The organism is Sphaerisporangium fuscum, assembly GCF_018531465.1.
GTDB classification, from domain to species: Bacteria; Actinomycetota; Actinomycetes; order Streptosporangiales; family Streptosporangiaceae; genus Sphaerisporangium; species Sphaerisporangium fuscum.
Genome location: NZ_JAHDTF010000005.1, coordinates 100752 through 116366 on the forward strand (window position 1 = coordinate 100752; position 15615 = coordinate 116366).

15 protein-coding genes and 1 pseudogene are annotated in these 15615 nt (G+C 67.5%); 5 read left to right on the forward strand and 11 right to left on the reverse strand.

Going from position 1 to position 15615, the window contains the following annotated elements:
• Positions 1–52: 52 nt before the first annotated feature.
• Positions 53–445, reverse strand: a complete 393-nt coding sequence (locus tag KIK05_RS07790; RefSeq protein WP_214409907.1) for a hypothetical protein — start codon at positions 443–445, stop codon at positions 53–55.
• A 429-nt stretch (positions 446–874) separates the two neighbouring features.
• Here KIK05_RS07790 and KIK05_RS07795 point away from each other — a divergent pair, with 429 nt between their 5' ends.
• Positions 875–2029, forward strand: a complete 1155-nt coding sequence (locus KIK05_RS07795) for a methyltransferase (RefSeq protein ID WP_214409908.1) — start codon at positions 875–877, stop codon at positions 2027–2029.
• A gap of 352 nt (positions 2030–2381) precedes the next feature.
• Here KIK05_RS07795 and KIK05_RS07800 read toward each other — a convergent pair whose 3' ends face one another.
• From KIK05_RS07800 to KIK05_RS07820, 5 genes and pseudogenes are all read right to left on the reverse strand, one after another.
• The gene (locus KIK05_RS07800) at positions 2382–2756 is read right to left on the reverse strand and encodes a type II toxin-antitoxin system death-on-curing family toxin (RefSeq protein ID WP_214409909.1); all 375 of its coding nucleotides are present in this window, start codon (positions 2754–2756) and stop codon (positions 2382–2384) included.
• Entirely contained in the window at positions 2753–2956 is a 204-nt protein-coding gene (locus KIK05_RS07805) for an Arc family DNA-binding protein (RefSeq protein ID WP_214409910.1), read from the reverse strand. Before KIK05_RS07805 ends, KIK05_RS07800 begins: the two co-directional genes overlap by 4 nt.
• A 120-nt stretch (positions 2957–3076) precedes the next feature.
• Positions 3077–3373, reverse strand: a complete 297-nt coding sequence (locus KIK05_RS07810) for a hypothetical protein (RefSeq protein ID WP_214409911.1) — start codon at positions 3371–3373, stop codon at positions 3077–3079.
• A 609-nt stretch (positions 3374–3982) separates the two neighbouring features.
• A complete protein-coding gene (locus KIK05_RS07815; protein WP_214409912.1) occupies positions 3983–4453 on the reverse strand; it encodes a hypothetical protein in 471 nt (156 codons plus the stop codon).
• Positions 4454–4573: 120 nt separating this feature from the next.
• Positions 4574–4681: pseudogene (locus KIK05_RS07820) on the reverse strand (peptide-methionine (S)-S-oxide reductase MsrA); the annotation flags it as partial.
• Between the two features lie 64 nt (positions 4682–4745).
• Between KIK05_RS07820 and KIK05_RS07825 the strand changes: the two are divergent.
• The gene (locus KIK05_RS07825; protein WP_250562420.1) at positions 4746–5903 is read left to right on the forward strand and encodes a hypothetical protein; all 1158 of its coding nucleotides are present in this window, start codon (positions 4746–4748) and stop codon (positions 5901–5903) included.
• A gap of 43 nt (positions 5904–5946) precedes the next feature.
• The gene (locus tag KIK05_RS07830) at positions 5947–6723 is read left to right on the forward strand and encodes a hypothetical protein (protein ID WP_250562421.1); all 777 of its coding nucleotides are present in this window, start codon (positions 5947–5949) and stop codon (positions 6721–6723) included.
• A gap of 222 nt (positions 6724–6945) precedes the next feature.
• Here the strand turns inward: KIK05_RS07830 and msrA are convergent, their stop codons facing one another.
• Positions 6946–7608, reverse strand: a complete 663-nt coding sequence (gene msrA / locus KIK05_RS07835; RefSeq protein WP_214409914.1) for a peptide-methionine (S)-S-oxide reductase MsrA — start codon at positions 7606–7608, stop codon at positions 6946–6948.
• Positions 7609–7746: 138 nt separating this feature from the next.
• Here msrA and rarD point away from each other — a divergent pair, with 138 nt between their 5' ends.
• Positions 7747–8664, forward strand: coding sequence for an EamA family transporter RarD (rarD, locus tag KIK05_RS07840; protein WP_214409915.1), 918 nt, complete (start codon positions 7747–7749; stop codon positions 8662–8664).
• 128 nt (positions 8665–8792) lie between these two features.
• Complete coding sequence (locus tag KIK05_RS07845; protein WP_214409916.1) at positions 8793–9602, forward strand: LLM class flavin-dependent oxidoreductase; 810 nt, start codon at positions 8793–8795, stop codon at positions 9600–9602.
• A gap of 2 nt (positions 9603–9604) precedes the next feature.
• On the opposite strand, the gene KIK05_RS07850 is transcribed toward KIK05_RS07845, so the two are convergent.
• Genes KIK05_RS07850 through nuoL form a run of 4 tightly spaced genes read right to left on the reverse strand, consistent with a single transcriptional unit; the run spans position 9605 to position 15608 of the window.
• The gene (locus KIK05_RS07850; protein ID WP_214409917.1) at positions 9605–10600 is read right to left on the reverse strand and encodes a polyprenyl synthetase family protein; all 996 of its coding nucleotides are present in this window, start codon (positions 10598–10600) and stop codon (positions 9605–9607) included.
• A 12-nt stretch (positions 10601–10612) separates the two neighbouring features.
• A complete protein-coding gene (nuoN, locus tag KIK05_RS07855; RefSeq protein WP_214409918.1) occupies positions 10613–12172 on the reverse strand; it encodes an NADH-quinone oxidoreductase subunit NuoN in 1560 nt (519 codons plus the stop codon).
• Positions 12169–13698 carry an NADH-quinone oxidoreductase subunit M gene (locus KIK05_RS07860; RefSeq protein WP_214409919.1) on the reverse strand — a complete coding sequence of 510 codons (1530 nt, stop codon included), beginning with the start codon at positions 13696–13698 and terminating at the stop codon, positions 12169–12171. Before KIK05_RS07860 ends, nuoN begins: the two co-directional genes overlap by 4 nt.
• Positions 13698–15608, reverse strand: coding sequence for an NADH-quinone oxidoreductase subunit L (gene nuoL / locus KIK05_RS07865; protein ID WP_308249802.1), 1911 nt, complete (start codon positions 15606–15608; stop codon positions 13698–13700). Before nuoL ends, KIK05_RS07860 begins: the two co-directional genes overlap by 1 nt.
• Positions 15609–15615 lie beyond the last annotated feature (7 nt).

Genomic DNA, 15615 nt, shown 5'->3' on the forward strand with positions numbered 1-15615 from the left:
CCTCGACCCGGGGGCCGTACCCGAAGGCACGACCCCCGAGCGTTCGACAGGCCTAGCAGTAGGTGGGGGTCTTCGGCAGCAGCACCTTGTTGGGGTTGGAATTGTCGATCTTCTTCTTTCCGTGCGTCCGCGGGTTGACCGTCACGCACTTCCAGAAGACGTTCCGCTGCGAGACGAACTGCAGCTCGATGGTGCGCTTCTGATTGCAGTGGTTGTTGAAGTAGACGGTCGTGCTGACGTTCCCGTCCCCCCAGGACACGTTGATCTTCTGACCCCTCGGGCTCGCGCACGCGGCTGACGCCCTGTGCACGGACGCGGCCTTCGCGGCGACGGACTTCACGACGGACGGCTTGGTGGCAGCCGTTGCCGTGGCAGCCGGGACGGTAAGCATCGCGAGGGTGACACCGGCCCCCGCCAGTACGGGAACGAGCTTCTTGTAACCCATTGTCTCCTCTTCCGGTCTCGGTCCACACCCCGAATTCCCCCGTATCAAGCGGACCGGGGCACTCCCAGCACGCTCGCAGCGACCGGCACGTGACATCAAGAAGACCTTCGTCCAAATCACGTCCGCGGACATTTGGACAAATAAGACCGCAGGTCAGAGCAGACGGCGCCCCTCAAGCCCAGGTGAGCGCCTCCAGGAGGGTGAGAGCGGCGGCGTCGACCGGGCGACGGCGGTCACCAGCCCGGCGGTAGGTCGTTCGGCCTGCGAGTCCACCACCACCGGGCCTCGCTCCCTTCGAAGAGGGGCCGCCAGTATTGGGACGGCGAGCTCCTGGCGTTCTTCGGGCGTGAGGCTCGTGGTCAGGGCCTCCGTCTCACTCACGCGTTGGGTGCGTCGAGCCACTGTTTCCCTTCGCTAGCCTGAGTCACGATGAACCGTTTGAGCACGTCGAAAGGTGAGTTCGGTCTCACCCGCTTCCCCGAGGATCCCCGCGACCTGCTGCGCGCCTGGGACGCCGCCGACGAGTACCTGCTGCGGCACATCGAGGGAACCGACGGCGAACCAGTCGACCTGTCGGGCACCGTCGTCGTGCTGGGCGACCGCTGGGGCGCCCTCGTCACCGCGCTCGCCGATTACCGTCCCGTGCAGATCACCGACTCCTACCTCACGCAGCAGGCGACCCGGGCGAACCTGAGTCGCAACGGGGTCGCCCAGGACATCGTGCGGCTCCACACGACCATGGACACGCCGCCGCCCCGGATCGATGTGCTGCTGATCCGGGTGCCCAAGGGGCTTTCGCTCCTCGAGGACCAACTGCACCGTCTCGCACCGCACGTGCACGCCGGCACCGTGGTCGTCGGAGCGGGTATGGTCACCGAGATCCACACCTCGACGCTACAGCTGTTCGAGCGCATCCTCGGCCCGACCAGGACGTCGCCGGCGGCGAAGAAGGCGCGGCTCATCTTCTGCTCACCCGACCCCGCGCTGCCCCGGCACGCCAGCCCGTGGCCGCGAAGCTACACACTGCCCACCGACATCGGCGCGGTCTCCGGGCTCACCGTCACCAACCATGCCGGCACGTTCTGCGCGGACCGCCTCGACATCGGCACCCGGTTCTTCCTCCAGAACCTGCCGCCGCTCAAGGGCCGCGGGCATGTCGTGGACCTGGGCTGCGGCAACGGGGTGATCGGGCTCGCCGCGGCACTCGCCGACGGCGGGACCGAGGTGACGTTCATCGACGAGTCCTACCAGGCGCTGGCTTCGGCGGAGGCCACGTTCCGGGCGAACGTGGATGCGGACGTCTCGGCGACGTTCCTGGCGGCCGACGGCATGTCCGGGGTACCGGCGGGGACGGTGGATCTCGTCCTGACGAACCCGCCGTTCCACACGCACCGCGCGAGGACCGACGCGACGGCCTGGCGGATGTTCAACGGGTCACGCGCGGCGCTGCGCCGTGGCGGCGAGCTCTGGGTGGTCGCCAACCGGCACCTCGGGTACCACGTGAAGCTGCGCCGGCTCTTCGGCAACTGCGAGGTCGCCGCGAGCGGCCCGAAGTTCGTCGTCCTACGCGCCGTCAAACGCTGACCGCACCCCACTGTCTCGCCACGTAGCGCAGCGCGGTCAGCAACCCGTCGAGAGCCGGCTGCCCCCGCGAGGCCTCCCGCGACTTGCTGCCGTACCGCGGTGACGATCAGGCGGCGGAGGTGGCCCGCCTGCAGACCCTCGGCGCGACGGCCGCGTGGATCGCCCTGTCCGGCACCGGATGGCGCACCTTGCGAATGACGACGCCGGGGTGCCGATTGGCCGGCCGCTTCGCCGAAGAGCAAGGACCTGATCCCGCTGGCCGCCGCGCTCCTGCCGCTGGCGCTCGTGCCCCTGCTGCGGACGCGGCCTGCGCCGACGCGAGCACCGGCCGCCCCGTAGGCACCCCGAATCTTCAGCCTCGGAGCCTGCGGAGTCTCTTCGCGAGGTCGGGGATGTCCTCCAGTTCCCCGGTCGTCATGGCGATGACGAGCGTCTCGGCCTCGTCCACGTCCCGATACTCCAGGACCTCTCCGTTGTCCTCCAGGAAGGCGACGGCAGACGCCCAACCCAGCCGCTTGTTGCCGTCCACCAGCGGGTGCCCGATCAGGATGCTCTGCATCAGGGCCGCCGCCTTCTCCCACAGGTCGGGATAGGCGTCGTCACCGAACACCGTGGTCTGCGGGCGCAGCACCGCGGCGTGAAGCTGGCCGCCATCGCGGAGACGGACCTCCGGCAGCACCACCTCGGCCAACGCGAAGAGATCCTCGGTGGTCGGATAGAGGCTCATCGGGCGAGCCGCTCGAGCAGTTCCCGGTCCCGCTCGGCGATCTTCCGTCCCATCGCCTGGTAGCGCTCACGCCTCCGCCGCGCGATGTACTCCTCAATGGCGGCCACCATCGCCGAGTTGACGCTCTGCGCGTCACCGCCGGCGATCCGCTTTATCTGCTCATAGGTCTCGTCCGGCAGCCGAAGCCGTGTCTCAGCCATGTACGCGACGGTACCATTCTTTGGTACCACTTCCCGGGTACTCAGACCGTCGGTCAAGAATGCCGACGTCCTCGCGAGGCGTCCTCTCAAGGGGACCGGGGTGTGCGACAGCCCTCCGGTTCAGGGCGACGATGAAACCGGGGCATCGCTCATGATCAGTTCGGCGATCCGTAGCCAGCGTGCGGCATAGCTGCGGCCTTCACGTCGGCGGAGTCGTGGGACCAACGCACGTAGGTCACGCGCACACTGCCGGACGATGCGGAGTTGATCAGCGTCCAACACGCCTCGCGCGTGACCGACGTAGCCGGTCACGCACCCCGCCATGTCGCCGTCGATCAACAGCATGGGGTAGCCGTGGATTTCCACGGTGATCAGATCTTCGGGGTAGGTCAGCCCGCGCTGCTCGGCGAACAGCACGGAGACCTCGTTGAAGACCTCCCGGTTCACTCCCTCGCCAGCGCGATGCCCACCGGACACGAGATCCCGACACCTCCCAATCCGCGACAGCCGTCTGGCACCTTGGGCGCTGAGGCTCAAAAGCCGGACCCCCCGGCCGTGAGGCCGACGAGGCAGGTCCCCGATGCCACCAAGGTCACAGTCGCCGTTGGGCACTTTGTACAAATACTGCTGGTGGTAGCAATTCACATTGGGGCAATAGACCCGCAAGCATCGGATCACGCTTCCGTGTCTTTCGGATGGCGAGGCGAAGCGAGATCAACCACACGGTGCGCGTTCCGTCGTCGATGACGTACCGGACGCGACCTCCACTTGTGACCTCGAACTCCTACTGTTCGAGATCCTTGCCGTTGTGGCGGTGAACTGCGAGGTCGCCGCGGAGACGATGCTGACGCTCGTGATCTGCTCGCGCGCGTGGATTCGTGCGCAAAGCTTCAAGACAGCGCCGTGCGTTCGCCAGGGCGTGCCTGCACAGTTCCTCCCATCCCCTTGCCGCATCACTGGTAGCGAAGCGAACGTCCCACTCATCGTCAGGAGGGGGAACGGTGACACGATCCCCACGTTTGGGACTCATACAGAGATCTCAACCGGTCCGAAGTCTCCGCTCGTAGGCTTACGCGCGTCCGCGTACTCCGCCGGGTCCGCCTTGATCCGAGCCGTCGCCCGCCAGCCCACGATCACTTCTTCGGCCGTGCTGTCCAAGTCCAGCTCTGCAGCGTCGGACAGAGCCTCGACCAGTTCGAACGTGAAATTCCGCAGTTCGTCCGTGGTGAGATGGCGGACCCAGGGGAAGACCTCAGGCATCGCGATAGCCAATGTCCTGGCTGTTGGATCATGTTTGAGGAGCGCAAGGAACAAGCGAGACGCGGTGGCGAGTGTCCGATCTCGCTGCTCCTCACGGTCCACAGCCGTCAGATAGAAGTCGGGTGCATCCCGATGAGTGACACGGACCCGCCCCAGACGTGTCGCACGCTCCGCGACCGCTCGCGGATTCCTCGACAGGTCTGAGAACGTCACCGACTCCGCATGGCTCGCGCTCATAGCCCCATCATAGTCAGAACATGTTCTGATATACATGCGACGGCCGGAGGCGGCTCTGGCCCTCGATCGGCACTGGGCAAGCCGGGCGACCAAGGACCCGGATCAGTCGATCACGGCAAGTCAGGCTTCGCCGGCGGTCAGGCCGACGGGGCAGGTCACGCCGGTGCCGCCGAGGCCGCAGTAGCCGTTGGGCACTTTGTACAAATATTGCTGGTGGTAGCGGTTCGCTTCAAGTAGCAAGTGGGATCAGGGCCCAGCGGCACTGGCCCCGGCGAGCGCGAACACGGCCAGCATGGTGTTCGGGAAATACCGGCTCTCCGTACGCGACGGAGGTAAGGTTTTCCCCGAACGTCAAGAGACTGGAGACCTGATGGAGGCGAGGCCACAGCCTCGGACCGAGACCGAAGTTCTGGCAGCCGGGATGACTGTGCTCGACGATCGGTTGCCAACCGGGTGGAGCGTCCGATCTCTCAGCCACGAGGTTCATGACGCCGGCTTCGACGCACTCTGGAGGGTGACCGCACCGGACGGAACCTCTGCGGTGCTAGTAGTCGAAGCCAAGCGCATGGTCGAAAGACGCGACACCGCCACGCTGCTTCATCAACTGAACGCCTGCGCGGCACAGCTTCCCGGCAGTCGCGGGGTCGTGGTCTCTAGGTACCTCTCGCCGCCCGTGCGTAAGCGACTTTCCGATGTTGGACTGTCATACATAGACGCGACAGGAAACATCCACCTGAGCGTCCCGCAGCCCGGTCTGCACATAGCAGACCGGGGGGCTGACCGCGACCCGTGGCGCGGTCCCGGAAGACCACGCGGAACATTGAAGGGCGCTCCCGCGGCGAAGGTCGTGCGAACACTGTTGGACTACGCCAAGTCGTGGGCCATCCGCGAGCTGGTCGATGTCTCCGGCGTTTCCACTGGGTCGGTTTATCGAGTGGTCGATTTCTTGGAGACCGAAAATCTAGCGACACGAAGCAGTTCAGGCGCGGTCACGGTGCCTGACTGGGTCGCACTGCTGAGGCGCTGGAGCGAAGACTACGGGTTTGTGCGGAACAGTCGCGTCACACGGTGGATAGCGCCACGAGGTCTCTCAAGCCTCGTTCAGCGGGCGTCAGGCAGTCCTGTTCAGTACGCCGCGACCGGGACCTTGGCCGCTGCCAACTGGGCCCCCTATGCGCCCGCCCGCTCCGCAATGATCTACACGGCGGATGCCGGGCAAGCTGCGCGACTCTGGGATCTTCGCCCTGCTGATGCGGGGGCAAATGTGATGTTGGCCGAGCCCGAGACCGACGTCGTCTTCGCCCGCACCTTGGCCGACGCTTCTGGCCTCACGATCGCCGCACCATCTCAGGTCGCGGTCGACTTGATGACGGGTCCTGGCCGCAGCCCTTCCGAAGCCGAAGAACTCATCGAATGGATGACACTGAATGAATCCTCCTGGCGTCGATAGTGACGACATCCTCGTCCGTTCTCGATCTGCGCTTCTTGACGCCATGGCTGCGCTGGATGCTCATCGCGACGCTGTGATCGTGATCGGCGCACAGGCGATCTACCTGCGCACTTCGGGAAGTCCTGTCGCACTGGCTGAAACGACGAAGGATAGTGATCTCGCACTCGACCCAAGAGTGTTGGAAGACGAACCACTTCTCGAGAGGTCCATGATGCTCGCGGGGTTCTACCGTGACCCCATCGATGGACAGCCTGGCTCATGGCTGAATACCGAGGGCATCCCCGTCGACCTTATGGTCCCTGAAGCTCTTGCAGGACCAGGTAGCAAGAACACACGAGGAGCCCGTATCCCGCCTCATGATCGCCGTGCTGCGCGTCGTGCTCGGGGTCTCGAAGCCGCCGTCATCGACAACACGTTCATGAACGTTACCGCCCTTGACCTGGAGGACACCCGTACATACCGAGTTAGAGTGGCCGGACCTGCCGCCCTGCTGGTGGCCAAGCTCCACAAGATAGGCGAACGCGTTTCTGCGCCTCACCGGCTGAACGACAAGGACGCGCACGATGCGTACCGCGTTTTGATCCACGCCGACACCGCCGAACTCGCCGCCGCCTTCCGCGGCCTTCTTAGCGAGCCCATCAGCAGCGAGGTCACCACCGAGGCCATCGAATTCCTGCGCGTGCTGTTCGCGATCGGTCCAGATGCGCTCGGTGCAAGGATGGCCGGACGCGCCGAAGAAGGGATCGGCGAACCCGAGACGGTTGCGTTGGCGACGTCCCTCCTCGCCGCTGATCTCCTGCAAGCCTTGAAACGCGACTGACCATTCCGACCGTGCTGTCGCAATGGGTCGGCCAGTATCACTGCCACGCTTGTTCGCCCGCAACACCGCCCTCGCATGCGCCAAACCGGCCCCCCTGTACACGATCGGGGAATTTCGAGGGTGTAGAGGACGAAGCCCCTGTATCCCCGATGAGCGCAGCCCGAGCGTAGCGAGGGCCTTTTCGGACGGAGCCCGCCCCTTGCGTGAGGGCGGGCTCAGAGGTCAGGCTTCGCCGGTCGTGAGGCCTACGGGGCAGGAGACGCCGGTGCCGCCCAGGCCGCAGTAGCCGTTGGGCACTTTGTACAAATATTGCTGGTGATACTCCTCCGCAAAGAAGAAGGTCGGGGCTGGGGTGATCTCTGTGGTGATCTGGTCGTAGCCGGCCTCGCCGAGGACCTTCTGGTAGGCGTCGCGGGAGGTCAGGGCCGCCTTCTCCTGGGCCGGGCCGTGGGTGTAGATGGCCGAGCGGTACTGGGTGCCGATGTCGTTGCCCTGGCGCATGCCCTGCGTGGGGTCGTGGGCCTCCCAGAAGACCCGCAGAAGCTCCTCGTAGGACACTTTGGCCGGGTCGAAGACGACGCGGACGACTTCGGCGTGCCCCGTGAGGCCGGTGCACACTTCCTCATAAGTCGGGTTCTGGGTGTACCCGCCCTGGTAGCCGACCGCCGTGGAGACCACGCCGGGTGTCTGCCAGAACTTGCGCTCGGCCCCCCAGAAGCAGCCGAGGCCGAAGTCGGCGATCTCGGTGCCCTCGGGGTAGGGCGGGGCGAGCGGGGCGTCGAGCACCGCGTGGCGTCCGGGCACGGTGATCGCCATCGCGCGGCCGGGGAGCGCTTCCTCCGGGGTCACCATCGAAGACTTGTTCTTGCCGAAGATCCAACCCATCGCGCACCTCCGTCGGACGATCGTTCACCGACCGCAACCATGGGAGGGCCGCGCTTGTTCCGCTCATAAGCGTTGCTTAAGGAAGGGGGAAGAGTTACTTATTTGTGGTAAACCCTGTCAGCAGCGAAAATGTAGTACATGCCTGACTCACGCCGTGGTGTCCTGTTCGGTATCGCCGCCTACGCCATGTGGGGGCTGTTCCCTCTGTACTGGCCGCTGCTCAAGCCGTCCGGGGCGGTCGAGATCCTCGCCCACCGCATGGTCTGGTCCCTGGTGGCCGTCGTCGCCGTGCTGGCCGTCCGGCGGCACTGGTCCTGGATGAGGGAGCTCGCCCGACAGCCGCGAACGCTTCTCCTTCTCGCCCTCGCCGCCGTGGTCGTCTCGGTCAACTGGGGTTTCTACATCTACGCCGTGAACGCCGGCCACGTCGTCGAGAGCTCGCTCGGGTACTTCATCAACCCCCTGGTGAGCGTGCTGTTCGGCGTGGCGATCTACCGTGAGCGGCTGCGTCCCTGGCAGTGGGTCGCCGTGGGGCTCGGCACGCTGGCCGTCGTGGTGCTGACCGTCGACTACGGCCGCCTGCCGTGGATCGCCCTGGTGCTCGCGGTCAGCTTCGGCACCTACGGACTGATCAAGAAGGCCGCCAACGTCGGCGCGGCCGAGAGCATGGCGGTGGAGACCCTCGTGCTCCTCGCCCCGGCCCTGGCCTACCTGGTGTTCCTGCAGTTCCAGGGAACGGCGACGTTCGGCACCGAGGGGCTCGGGCACGCCGCCCTGCTGGTGGGGGCCGGCTTCATCACGGCCGTCCCCTTGATGTCCTTCACCGCCGCCGCGATCCGCGTCCCGCTCACCGTGATCGGACTTCTGCAGTACATCGCGCCCATCCTGCAGTTCCTGTGCGGCGTGCTGGTCGTCCACGAGACCATGCCCTCGAGCCGCTGGGCCGGTTTCGCGATCATCTGGCTCGCCCTCGCGGTGTTCAGCTGGGAGAGCCTGCACAACGCCCACACCGTCCGCCGCGCGGCCCAGGCGTCCCCGGCCCTGGAAGCCGTCTGACGTACCCCACGGGACGTATCCGACGGAACCCCCGCGTACCTCCCCCGCTGTACCGCACGAGGAGCCTCAGGGCCGACGACGGCCGGCCCTGCCGCGCGGCACCATCGGCGGAAAACCTGGAGGTGCACATGGCTGATCGCCTTTTCCGTTTCGGGGTCGTCGCCGGGATGACGCCGGACGCGGATCAGTGGACCGCGCTCGCCCGGCGGGCCGAGGACCTCGGCTACGCCACATTCCTCACCCCCGACACCCTGACCACGCTGCCGCCACTGCTGTCGCTGAGCGCCGCGGCGGCCGCGACCACGTCGATCGGGCTCGGCACTTTCGTCCTCGCCGCGCCCTACCGGCGTCCGGAACAGCTCGCCTGGGAGATCGCCGGGCTGACCTTCCTCTCCGGAGGCCGGTTCGAGCTGGGGGTCGGAGCCGGACGTCCGGACGCGCGGGAGGAAGCCGCGCGGCTGGGCATGCCGTTCGGCACGCCCGACCAGCGGATCCGGCAGCTCGAAGAGGTGCTCCGGCACGTCGGGAAGTGGCCGGGGCCCAGACCTCGCGTGCTGATCGCCGCGGCGGGGGCCCGGATGCTGGGGTTCGCGGCGCGGAACGCCGACACCGTCGCGCTGGCCCTCGGAGCGTCCACTCCGGAGGACGCCCTGGCGGATCCGGTACGCCTGATCCGCCAGGCGAGCGACGACTTCGACGCTGTGGAGCTCAGCACCGGCCTGCACCTGGTCGGCGACGAGCCCCCGCCGCCGTGGCTGGCCGCGCAACTGGGCGCGGGCGTCCCCGAGGACTCGATCGCCGTCCTCAAGGGGACACCTCGTCAGATGGCCGACCGGCTGCTACGCCGCAGGGACGAGCACCAGATCTCGTACATCACCGTCAACGCGATGTACGCCGACCGTCTCGCGCCCGTCGTGGAGTTGCTGGCGGGCCGCTGAGGTCAGCCCGACCGGTCGGCGACGTAGTCGCAGAGGGCGAGCAGCGCCTGGCGGGCGGGGATGTCGGGCAGGGCCATGAGGTCGGCGCGGGCCCGGTCGACCCACGACATCAGCTCGGCGTGCGCCCGCTCCATCGCCGGGTTGGCACGGAGCAGCTCCACGGCCTCCTCGATGTCGTCCTCGGCCACGGGACCGGCGAGCAGCTCGCGCAGCCGGGCGTCCTCGGGGGCGGTGGACTCCAGCACGTACAGCACGGGGAGCGTACGGATGCCCTCGCGCAGGTCGGTGCCGGGGGTCTTGCCGCTCTCACCTGCGGAGGAGGCCACGTCGAGCAGGTCGTCGCCGAGCTGCCAGGCCACGCCGATGGCCTCACAGGCGCTGGTGATGCGGTCGACGATCTCGGCCGGGGCGCCGGCGAGCATCGCGCCGAACCGGCCTGAGGTGGCGATCAGGGAGCCGGTCTTGTCGGCCAGCACCTCGATGTAGTGGGTGACGGCGTCGACGCCCGGACGCGGGCCGATCGTCTCGCGGATCTGGCCCTTGACGAGCCGGGAGAACGTGCGGGCCTGGATGCGGACCAGTTCGGGGCCGAGGTCGGCCAGGATCTCCGACGCCTGGGCGAAAAGGTAGTCGCCGGTGAGGATGGCCACGGTGTTGTCCCACCGGGCGTTGGCGGAGGGGGTTCCCCTGCGTACCGGCGCCTCGTCCATGACGTCGTCGTGGTAGAGCGTCGCGAGGTGGGTGAGCTCGATGACGACGGCCCCCGGGACGACACCGGGGGCACTCGGGTCGCCGAAGTGGGACGCCAGCAGCACGATCATCGCCCGGAAGCGCTTGCCCCCGGCCTCGATGAGGTGCTTGGACGCCTCCGCGACGAAGGCGTCCTCGCTGTCGGCTGACGTGCGGAGCAGCTTCTCGACCGCGTCGAGGCCGCTGGCGATATCCGCTGCCAGCCCCTCGTCGATGAACGGCAGGTCGACTACGGGCGGCGCGGCCATCAAGCATTACTCCTATCGAACGAACAACGACTGCGCGGCCGTGTGCGCGAGATCGAGCACCGGCTGCGGGAAGAGCCCGAGGACTACCGTAGCCGCCGCCGCGAGCGTGACCACAGCCGCGGTCCCCATGCTGGGCACCGCGATGGTCGGGCCTTCCGGGGCCGGGTCGCTGAAGAACATCAGCACGATGACCCGGACGTAGAAGAACGCCGCCATGGCCGAGGTGACCACACCCACGATGACCAGCCCTGTCGCGCCGCCCGCGACCGCCGGGGCGAAAACGGCGTACTTGCCGAAGAAGCCCGACGTCAGCGGGATACCGGCGAATGCGAGCAGGAAGAGCGCGAAGATGCCCGCCAGGACCGGGGACCGCTTGCCGAGGCCGGCCCAGCGGGACAGGTGCCCCGCCTCGCCGCCGGCGTCACGGACCAGGGTGACGACCGCGAAGGCGCCGACCGTGGCGAAACCGTAGGCCACCAGGTAGAACAGGATGCCCGACAGGGCGCTGACGTTCTGCTTCTCGCCGCCGGTCGCGACCACCGCGGTGAGCAGGAAGCCGGTGTGGGCGATCGAGGAGTAGGCCAGCATGCGCTTGATGTCGGTCTGGGTGATCGCGAGGATCGCACCGATGACCATCGTGAGGATGGCGACGGCCCAAAGCACCGGGCTCCACTCGCCGTCCAGGTTGCCGAGGGCGACCCAGAAGACCCGCAGCAGGGCCCCGAAGGCGGCGATGAGCGTGCCGGAGGCCATCAGCGCGGTGATGGGGGTCGGCGAGCCCTGGTACACGTCGGGCTTCCAGGCCTGGAAGGGCGCGGCGCCGATCTTGAACAGGAGGCCGACGCCGAGGGTGGCGGCACCCATGTAGAGCAGGCTGTCCTGGCCGCCCACGCTGCTGAGGGCCTGCTGGATGGCCGACAGGTCGACCGACCCGGCGAAGCCGTACAGCAGCGCGGTGCCGTACAGGAAGAACGCCGAGGAGAACGCGCCGAGCAGGAAGTACTTCATCGCCGCCTCCTGCGAGAGCAGGCGGCGACGGCGGGCGAGACCGCACAGCAGGTACAGCGGCAGCGACATGACCTCGAGGGCCACGAACATGACCAGCAGGTCGTTCGCGGCGGGGAAGAGCATCATGCCGCCGACGGCGAACAGCACCAGCGGGAAGATCTCGGTGTGGGCGCCGCCAACGGAGATCGCCTGGTCCTCCTCGGCACTGCCGGGGACGGCGGCCGCCTGGGCGACGAAGTGGTCGTCGTCGTTGATCAGCAGGACGCAGACGACCGCCAGCAGGAGGATGGCGCCCCAGATGAACAGCGAGGGCCCGTCGACGGCGACCGCTCCCATGGCGGCCGCGTCGCGCACACCCTGGACGCCCTGCCAGACCGTCAGCGCGAACGCGCCGAGCAGTGACAGCACCGTGATGGGCATCTGGATCGACTTGCGCAGGTAGCGCGGCGTGAACGCCTCGACGAGCACGCCGATGGTCGCCGCACCGAACACCAGGAGCATCGGCGCGAGCTCCCCATATTCGATCTTCGGGGCCTCGATGGGCGCGGCGGCGAGGAGGCTCACTGGCCTGCCCCCTTCTTCTCAGCGGTCACTGGAATGGCCGGGTGGAACTGCGGGGCCTGCACGCTGGTGAGCGTGTGGTTCACGGCCGGGTTGATCACGTCGAGCAGCGGCTTGGGGAAGAACCCGAAGCCGATGAGCAGCGCGATCAGCGGGGCCACCACGAACTTCTCACGGAGGTTCAGGTCGGGCAGCGTCTTGACCGATTCGGCCGTCGGACCGGTCATCATCCGCTGGTACATCCACAGGACGTACACGGCGGCGAGGACCATGCCGATGAGGGAGATGACGGCCGGTACGACGTACTGCTCGTAGGTGCCGATCAGGACGAGGAACTCGCTCACGAAGGTCGAAAGGCCCGGCAGCGACAGCGACGACAGACCGGCGACCAGGAAGGTGCCCGCCAGGATCGGGGCGACCTTCTGGACGCCTCCGTAGTCGGCGATGAACTGCGAGCCGCGGCGGTTGATCAGGAATCCGGCGAGCAGGAACAGCGCGCCGGTCGAGAAACCGTGGTTGACCATGTAGAGCGTGGCTCCGGCCCCGGCGTCGGCGGTCAGCGCGAACACGCCCATCGTGATGAAGCCGAAGTGCGAGATCGAGGTGTAGGCGATGAGCCGCTTCATGTCGGCCTGCCCGATGGCCACGATCGCGCCGTACACGATGCCGATCACGCTGAGCGCGATCACGGCGGGTGTGAAGAACTTCGCGGCGTCCGGGAAGAGCTCGAGGCAGAAGCGGAGCATGCCGTAGGTGCCGACCTTGTCGAGCACGCCCACCAGGAGCACGGCCGCGCCGGCGGGCGCCTGGGCGGCGGCGTCGGGCAGCCAGGTGTGGAACGGCACCAGCGGGGCCTTGACGGCGAACGCGATGAAGAAGCCGAGGAACAGCCACTTCTGGGTGGCCGGGTCCTTGATGACGCCGATCAGCTCGGGCTGCAGGAAGGTGCCCTTGCCGGCGAGGGCGTACAGCGCGATCACGGCCACCAGCATGAGCAGGCCGCCGAACAGCGAGTACAGCAGGAACTTCACGGCCGCGTACGACCGCTGCGCCCCGCCGTAGGACCCGATCATGAAGTACATCGGGATCAGCATCGCTTCGAAGAAGACGTAGAAGAGGAAGACGTCGGTCGCCGCGAAGACGCCGATCATCATCGCCTCGAGCACCAGGATCAGTGCGAAGTACGTCTTGACCGACCGCTTGGCGTCGGGCCGGTCGGCGTCGTTCCAGGAGGCCAGCACCACGATCGGGACCAGCACCGCCGCCAGGGCGATGAGCACGAGCGCGATGCCGTCGACGGCGACCGCGTAGTGGACGCCGAACGACGGGATCCACTGGTGGACCTCGCTGAACTGGTAACGCGGCCCGGAGTGGTCGAACTTGGCCGCCATGGCGATCGTGAGCACCAGCACGACGAGCGACACCACGAGCGTGAGCTGCTTGGCGAGCTTGTCGTTGCCCTTGGGCACCGCCGCCACCGCCAGCGCGCCCACCACGGGCACGCCCATCAGAATTGAGAGCCAGGGCATCACAGGTTCCCTACGACGAACCATGCGCCGACCAGGAGGGCGGCACCGAAGAATATCGACAAGGCGTACGACCGGACGAAGCCCGTCTGCACGCGGCGCAGCCGGCCCGACGTGCCGCCGATCGTGGCGGCCAGCCCGTTGACCAGCCCGTCGACGCCGCGGTTGTCGAAGAAGACCGCGAGCCGGGTCAGCCACTGGCCGGGGCGCATGAACAGCGCCTCGTTCAGCGCGTCGCCGTACAGGTCGCGGCGGGCGAAGACGGTGAGGAACGAGCCGCGCGGGGCGACCGCGGGGACCTCGGCCCTGCCGTACTTCATCCAGGCGAAGGCGACGCCGATGGCGACCAGCGCCAGCGTCACCAGACCGGCGGGGCTGAACGGGTGGAAGGTCGGCATCTCCTCGGGACGGCCGACGGCCGGGGCGAGGAACTCCATGAAGCGGTTGCCCACGATGAGGAACGCGCCGCCGAAGACCGAGCCGATCGACAGGATGATCAGCGGCCAGGTCATGACGGCCGGGGACTCGTGCGGGTGGGCGTCCTTCTCCCAGCGGCGCTTGCCGTGGAAGGTCATGAAGAACAGGCGCGACATGTAGAAGCCGGTGATGCCGGCGCCGAGCACGGCCAGCCAGCCGAGGATCGGGTTGTGCTCCATCGCGGTCTCGATGATGCCGTCCTTGGTCCAGTAACCGGACAGCAGCGGGAAGCCGATGATGGCGAGGTAGCCGAGCCCGAACGTCGCCCAGGTGATCTTCATCACCGAGGCGAGGCCGCCGAACTTGCGCATGTCGACCTCGTCGTTCATGGCGTGCATGACCGAGCCCGCGCCGAGGAACATCGAGGCCTTGAAGAAGCCGTGCGTGATCAGGTGGGCGATGGCGAAGGCGTACCCGATCGGGCCGAGGCCGGCGCCGAGCATCATGTAGCCGATCTGCGACATCGTCGAACCGGCCAGCGCCTTCTTGATGTCGTCCTTGGCCGTACCGATGATCGCACCGGCGAGCAGGGTGGCGACGCCGACGATCGTCACGACGAGCTGCGCGGTCGGGGCGCCCTCGAAGATCGGGCCGGATCGGACCACGAGGTAGACGCCGGCGGTGACCATGGTGGCCGCGTGGATGAGGGCCGAGACCGGGGTCGGGCCCTCCATGGCGTCCAGGAGCCAGGACTGCAGCGGGAGCTGGGCGGACTTGCCGCACGCGCCGAGCAGCAGCGCGAGGCCGATCAGCGTCAGCGTGCCCTGCCCGGCCTTGCCGGCGTTGGGCAGCACCTCGTTGAAGGCGATGGTGCCGAACGTCGTGAAGATGACGAAGATGCCGAGCGCGAGGCCCATGTCGCCGACACGGTTGACGACGAACGCCTTCTTGGCCGCCGCGGCGGCCGACGGCTTGTGCTGCCAGAAGCCGATCAGCAGGTAGGACGCCAGACCGACGCCCTCCCAGCCGATGTACAGGCCGAGGTAGTTGTCGGACAGCACCAGCAGGAGCATCGCCGCGACGAAGAGGTTCAGGTAGGCGAAGAACCGCCGCCGGTTCGGGTCGTGCGCCATGTAGCCGATCGAGTAGATGTGGATCAGCGACCCGACACCGGTGATCAGCAGGACGAACGAGATGGACAGCGGGTCCAGCAGCAGGCCCATCTTCACGTGGAGCGAGCCCGAGGGCAGGAAGTCGTACAGCTCCACGAGGCGGCGGCGCTGGTCGGGCCCGAAGCCGATCAGCTCGAAGAAGGCGAGCACTCCGACCACGAACGACGCCAGCGACATGGCGACGCCGAGCAGGTGGCCCCAACGGTCGGTGCGGCGGCCGCCCAGCAGCAGGATCGCCGCGCCGAGCAGGGGCAGGGCGATCGTCAGCCAGGAGACGCCGACCACTCCACCGGAGTGCCGGACGATCTCAGCAGCGGTTTCCACGGCGACC

Coding starts and splice junctions, on each gene's coding strand:
- KIK05_RS07845 (WP_214409916.1), top strand. CDS start 8,793: ATGGCTGATCGCCTTTTCCGTTTCGGGGTCGTCGCCGGGATGACGCCG.
- KIK05_RS07800 (WP_214409909.1), bottom strand. CDS start 2,756: ATGAGCCTCTATCCGACCACCGAGGATCTCTTCGCGTTGGCCGAGGTG.
- KIK05_RS07860 (WP_214409919.1), bottom strand. CDS start 13,698: ATGCCCTGGCTCTCAATTCTGATGGGCGTGCCCGTGGTGGGCGCGCTG.
- KIK05_RS07790 (WP_214409907.1), bottom strand. CDS start 445: ATGGGTTACAAGAAGCTCGTTCCCGTACTGGCGGGGGCCGGTGTCACC.
- KIK05_RS07815 (WP_214409912.1), bottom strand. CDS start 4,453: ATGAGCGCGAGCCATGCGGAGTCGGTGACGTTCTCAGACCTGTCGAGG.
- msrA (WP_214409914.1), bottom strand. CDS start 7,608: ATGGGTTGGATCTTCGGCAAGAACAAGTCTTCGATGGTGACCCCGGAG.
- rarD (WP_214409915.1), top strand. CDS start 7,747: ATGCCTGACTCACGCCGTGGTGTCCTGTTCGGTATCGCCGCCTACGCC.
- KIK05_RS07830 (WP_250562421.1), top strand. CDS start 5,947: ATGGCTGCGCTGGATGCTCATCGCGACGCTGTGATCGTGATCGGCGCA.
- KIK05_RS07850 (WP_214409917.1), bottom strand. CDS start 10,600: ATGGCCGCGCCGCCCGTAGTCGACCTGCCGTTCATCGACGAGGGGCTG.
- KIK05_RS07795 (WP_214409908.1), top strand. CDS start 875: ATGAACCGTTTGAGCACGTCGAAAGGTGAGTTCGGTCTCACCCGCTTC.
- KIK05_RS07825 (WP_250562420.1), top strand. CDS start 4,746: ATGGTGTTCGGGAAATACCGGCTCTCCGTACGCGACGGAGGTAAGGTT.
- KIK05_RS07805 (WP_214409910.1), bottom strand. CDS start 2,956: ATGGCTGAGACACGGCTTCGGCTGCCGGACGAGACCTATGAGCAGATA.